General features: G+C 74.7%; 5 protein-coding genes. 3 read left to right on the top strand and 2 right to left on the bottom strand.

Annotated elements, in window-relative coordinates; all coding sequences use genetic code 11:
* Positions 1-90: 90 nt before the first annotated feature.
* Positions 91-558 (bottom strand): SLOG cluster 4 domain-containing protein, encoded by a 468-nt coding sequence (locus DLJ47_RS33315; RefSeq protein WP_158289929.1) that lies wholly within the window; start codon positions 556-558, stop codon positions 91-93.
* A 138-nt stretch (positions 559-696) separates the two neighbouring features.
* Between DLJ47_RS33315 and DLJ47_RS33310 the strand changes: the two genes are divergently transcribed.
* The gene (locus DLJ47_RS33310; protein ID WP_109906075.1) at positions 697-1,377 is read left to right on the top strand and encodes an SGNH/GDSL hydrolase family protein; all 681 of its coding nucleotides are present in this window, start codon (positions 697-699) and stop codon (positions 1,375-1,377) included.
* Complete coding sequence (locus tag DLJ47_RS33305) at positions 1,374-1,802, top strand: hypothetical protein (protein WP_233258157.1); 429 nt, start codon at positions 1,374-1,376, stop codon at positions 1,800-1,802. Before DLJ47_RS33310 ends, DLJ47_RS33305 begins: the two co-directional genes overlap by 4 nt.
* A 31-nt stretch (positions 1,803-1,833) precedes the next feature.
* Here DLJ47_RS33305 and DLJ47_RS33300 read toward each other — a convergent pair whose 3' ends face one another.
* Positions 1,834-4,116, bottom strand: a complete 2,283-nt coding sequence (locus DLJ47_RS33300) for an ATP-binding cassette domain-containing protein (RefSeq protein ID WP_109906073.1) — start codon at positions 4,114-4,116, stop codon at positions 1,834-1,836.
* Positions 4,117-4,179: 63 nt separating this feature from the next.
* On the opposite strand from DLJ47_RS33300, the gene DLJ47_RS33295 reads away from it, so the two are divergent.
* On the top strand, positions 4,180-5,163 hold the full coding sequence (locus tag DLJ47_RS33295; RefSeq protein WP_109906077.1) for a helix-turn-helix transcriptional regulator: 984 nt from the start codon (positions 4,180-4,182) through the stop codon (positions 5,161-5,163).
* Positions 5,164-5,227 lie beyond the last annotated feature (64 nt).

The following is a 5,227-nucleotide window of genomic DNA, read 5'->3' as shown; positions in this document are numbered from 1 at the left end:
GTCCCCCGACGTCCGGCCGGCCCCCGCCGTCGTCGAGTCGGGACGGCCGCCGGCGGGCCGCCGCGCCGCGCGGTCGGGGCCCCGGCGACGTCAATCCGACAGGGCCGCCGCGACCGCCTCCTCCGCGGTGGCGACGTGCACCGGGCCGGGCACGGGCAGCCCGTCGGCGTCGAGGATCCGCCAGCCGCCGAGCACCACCACCGGGATGCCGCCGCGGCGCAGGCCCAGCGCCACCTCGCTGAGCGTGCCCCACGACCCGCCGACGGCGATCACCGCGTCGGCGCTCCACACCAGGATCGCGTTGCGGGCCTGGCCCATGTTGGTGACCAGCACCGCTGAACAGTCGGCCGGACCGGGTTCGGTGCCGTCGTCCGGACGTACGCCGATCACCAGGCCGGACCGGGAGCGGGCGCCGGCGGCGGCCGCCGCCATCACCCCGCCGCCGGCGCCGCAGAGCACCGTCACGCCCCGCTCGGCGAGCAGCTCACCCACCCGGCGGGCGTACGCCAGCTCGGTCCCGGTCGCCGACGCCGGGCCGCAGACCGCCACCTGCGCCATGGTCCGCCCCCTTCCGCCGCCCATCATGCCGGCGGCGGGTGGCCCTTCCGGACGGAGCGGTCGAGGGTCCACCCGGCGGAGGTCACCCTGCCCGACGGGCCGCTGCCCGCAGCCGACGCGGTCGATTAGCGTACGCCCATGCCATCGACGTCGACCGAAGCGACCGATCCGTGGTGCCTGCGCGCCGGGGAGAGCGCGGCGCTGCTGCGCGGGCATCCGTGGCGGCGCTTCGCGGTGCTGGGTGACAGCGTGGCCGAAGGGCTCTGCGAGCCGGTGGACGGCTACCCGGAGGTGCAGTGGGCCGACCGGATCGCCGCCGAGCTGCGGGCCGTGGCGCCCGACCTGGCGTACCTGAACCTGGGGCTGCGCGGGCTGCGGGCGCACGAGGTACGCGCCACCCAGCTCGCCCCGGCGCTCGCCTTCCAGCCCGACCTGGCGCTGGTGGTCTGCGGCGGCAACGACGCCTTCTCCCCCGCCTACGACGCGGACGCTGTCGACGCCGAGCTGACCGCGATGATCGAGGCGTTGCGGGCCGCCGGGGCGGACGTGATCACCGTCGGGATGTTCGACGTGTCGCACAGCCCGGCGGTCCCGCAGCGGCACCGGGCCGGCCTGGCCGAGCGGATGCGCCGGCTCTCCGCTCGCACCGGCGCGCTCGCGCAGCGGCTCGGCACCCTGCACGTGCGGCTCACCGACCACCCGCTCACCGCGGACCCGTCGATCTACAGCAGCGACGGCCGGCACGGCAGCGCCCGCAGCGACGCCATCGCCGCCGCCGAGACGGTCCGCCGCCTCGGCGCCCACCTGGGCAACGCGTGAGCGGCCGGCCTCCGTCCCGGGAGCCCGCCGCGCCGCCCCGGCCGGACGGCCCGACGGCCACCGGGCTGCTCGAAGCCGGCAGCCGCCGGCGCAACCAACCGCCGCCACCGGCCGTCGTGTTCGAGGCGCTCACCGAGCCCGACCGCGACCCGGCGCGCCCCTGGCTGCGGTTGCTCGACGACGAGCAACCGCCGCGGATCCTCCGCGCTGAGCACCCGCGCCTGGTCGTCTGGTCGTCGTTGTGGCCCCGGCGACCCGATGCCGAGGTGCGTTTCGAGCTGGAGTTCGACGGCACGTACGGCACCGAGTTGCGCTGGACCCTGCTGGTGGCCGAGCCGCTGCCCGACCCGTCGCTGCTGGGGCACCTGCGCAAGCGGATGAACCAGCTGGTCAACGGGAACCTGCGCCGCACCTTCGGCCAGTAGCCGGCGGGGGCCGCTCGGGGCGGCATCGGCGTCAGTGCGCCGCACCGGCCCAGGCGTGGCGGCGGTCCGCCGACCGGACGTGGCCGGTGAGGGCCGCGCAGGTCGGGGTGGCCCGGTCGGTGTAGTCGGCGACCGGCCCCTGGTAGAGCACGGTGCCGCCGTGCCGGCCGGGGCCGGGGCCGAGGTCGATGAGCCAGTCGGCGCGACGGACGACGTCGAGGTTGTGCTCGATGACGACGACCGTGTGGCCCCGGTCGACGAGGCCGTCGAGGAGGGCCAGCAGGGTGTCGACGTCGCTCAGGTGCAGGCCGGTGGTCGGCTCGTCGAGCACGTACGTGGTGGGCTGCGCCGTCTCGCGGAGCTCTCTGGCGATCTTCAGCCGCTGGCACTCGCCGCCGGAGAGCGTGCTCAACGACTGGCCGAGTCGCAGGTAGCCGAGGCCCACGTCGGCGAGGTGGCGCAGCGCGCTGGCGATCTGCCGGTCGGACAGCCGCGCGACGGCCTGGTCCACGGTGAGCGCGTCGACGTCGGCGATGGACAGCCCGTCGACGGTGTGGCGGAGCACCTCCGGGGTGAACCGCTGGCCCTGGCAGGTCTCGCAGACCACCTCCTGCCCGTCCAGGAAGGCCAGATCGGTGTGGATGACGCCGAGGCCCCGGCAGTCCGGGCAGGCGCCGGCGGAGTTGGCGCTGAACAGCGCGGCCGGTACGCCGTTGCGCGCGGCGAACAGCCGGCGGATCGCCGGCGCGATGCCGGTGTACGTGATCGGGGTGGAGCGCCGGTTGGTGCTGACCGGGCTCTGGTCGATGACCGTCGCGGCGTGCTGGGCCACCAGCTCGGCGGCCAGGCTGGACTTGCCGGAGCCGGCCACCCCGGTCAGTACGGTCAGCACGCCGGTCGGCACGGCCACGGTCGCCCCCCGCAGGTTGTTGCGCCTCGCGTCGGCGATGGTGAGGCGGCCGGTGCCGACCCGTGGCTCCCGCCGCACCGGACGGCGCCCGCGCAGTGCCCGCCCGGTCGGGGTGTCGGCGCGGCACAGCTCGGCGAAGCTGCCCTGGAACACCAGGCGGCCGCCGTCGGCGCCGGCGCCCGGTCCGATCTCGACGACCTGGTCGGCGCGGGCCATCACGGCGGGGTCGTGCTCCACGACGAGGACGCTGTTGCCCCGGTCGCGCAGCCGCTCCAGCAACCGGACAGTGGCCGCCACGTCGGCCGGGTGCAGCCCGACGGTGGGCTCGTCCACCAGGTAGGTCATCTCGATCAGGCTGGAGCCCAGGTGCTTGACCATCTTGATCCGTTGCGACTCGCCGCCCGAGAGGGTCGTGGTCGGCCGGGACAGGGTGAGGTAGCCGAGCCCGATGGTGGTGATCGCGTCCAGGCGGGCGGTCAGCGCCGCGACCACCGGCGCCACCGGGGCGGCGGTGACGTTCCGGACGAGACCGGCGAGTTCGCCGACCTCCATCCGGGACAGCTCGCCGATGGTGTGGCCGAGCACGGTGGCCGTACGGGCCGCCTCGTTGAGCCGGTCACCGTGGCACTCCGGGCAGACCTCGGAGCGGGTGAACCGGCGGATGACCTCCTGCTTGCGTTCGGAGAGGCTGTCGGAGGTGTGCAGGTAGATCCGCTCGAACCGCTCGACCACCCCCTCGTACGCCTTGGGCGGCTTGCGGCCCAGCTTCGCGGCGGCCTCCCCGCCGTACAGCAGCGCCGCCCGTTCCTGCGGGCTCCACTCGCGCAGCGGGGTGTGCGGGTCGAAGGTGCCGATGTCGGCGTACTGGGCGTACCAGTAGCCGCCGTCGCCGAATCCGGGCAGCCGGATCGCCCCCTGCGCCAACGACCGGTCCAGGTCGAGGAAGCGGTCGACGGCGCTGGCCACCACCTCGCCGAGGCCGGAGCAGGTCGGGCACATGCCCGCCGGGTCGTTGAAGGAGAACCGGTTCGACTCGCCGACGTGCGGCGTGCCCACCCGGGAGAAGAGCAGCCGCAGGTAGGTCCAGGCGTCGGTGATGGTGCCGACCGTCGAGCGGGCGTTGCCGCCGATCCGGCGCTGGTCGACCACGATCACCGGCGACAGGCCGCCGATGTGCTCGACCTCCGGCCGGGTCCACTTCGGCAGCCGGTTGCGGGCGAACGGCGGGAAGGTCTCGTTGAGCTGGTGGCCCGCCTCGGCGGCGATGGTGTCGAACACCAGCGACGACTTGCCCGACCCGGACACGCCGACGAAGACGACCAGCCGGTTGCGCGGGACGTCGACGTCGAGGGCGGCCAGGTTGTTGGTGCGGGCGCCCCGGATGGTGATGCTGCGGTGGTCCATGCCGGCGACGCTACGAGCAGATGTGGCCGGATCCTGACCTCGATCACCGGAAGAATGGGGGTCGTGGCGGATGTGACCGGGCGGATGCTCTCCCTGCTGTCGACCCTGCAGAGCGGCCGGTCGTTCACCGGAGACGAACTGGCCCGGCGGCTCGGGGTCAGCCCGCGCACGCTGCGCCGGGACGTCGAGCGGCTGCGCGGCTACGGCTACCCGGTCGACACCCAGCCCGGGCCGGGCGGCTACTACCGGCTCGCGGCCGGCCGGACCATGCCGCCGCTCGTCCTCGACGACGACGAGGCGATCGCCACCCTGCTCGGTCTCGCCTCGCTCGCCGCCACCGGAACGGCCACGTACGGCGCGTTGGACGAGGCGGCGACCCGCACCTACGGCAAGCTGGAGCAGTTCCTGCCCGCCCGGCTGCGTCCCCGCGTGGCGGCCGTCCGGGCGAGCCTGGAGACCGGCCGGCACGAGACGCCGCCGGTGACCGCCGAGCAACTCGGCCTGCTCGCCGACGCCATCGCCGACGCCGAGGTCGTCACGTTCACCTACACCGACGCGCACGGCGCGCGCAGCCGGCGACGGGTCGAGCCGTACCGGCAGGTCCACCACCTGCTGCGGTGGTACCTCCTGGGATGGGACATCGACCGGACCGACTGGCGGGTGTTCCGGCTCGACCGGGTCGACGGCCCGGTGCGGACCGGCACCCGCTACGCACCCCGGCCGCTGCCGGCCGAGTCCGCCCTGGAATACCTGCGGCGCGGTCTCGGCAGAGCTGGGCAACGGGTCACCCTCGTGGTCGAGGCGCCGGCGCACCGCGTGCTCGACGCCCTCAGGTACCACGACGTCGAGGTCGATGCCGTCGACGACCGGCGGACCCGGATCGCCGTCTCGGTCGACTCCTGGCAGTGGCTGCTGCTCAACCTCGCCTTCCTGGACGCGGACTTCACCATCGACGCCCCACCCCACCTCGCCCGCCCCTGCCACACCTTCGCTCACCGCCTGCTAGCCGCCACCGCCCGGCCCAGCACCGGCGATCCGCCCCGTTGATCATGAAGTTGTTGACGTGACACGCCGGGCGGTGGCGGCTAGCAGGCGGTGAGCGAAGGTGTGG

The organism is Micromonospora sp. S4605, assembly GCF_003176715.1.
Lineage (GTDB): Bacteria > Actinomycetota > Actinomycetes > Mycobacteriales > Micromonosporaceae > Micromonospora > Micromonospora echinaurantiaca.
This window is presented reverse-complemented; position numbering and strand designations above follow the sequence as displayed.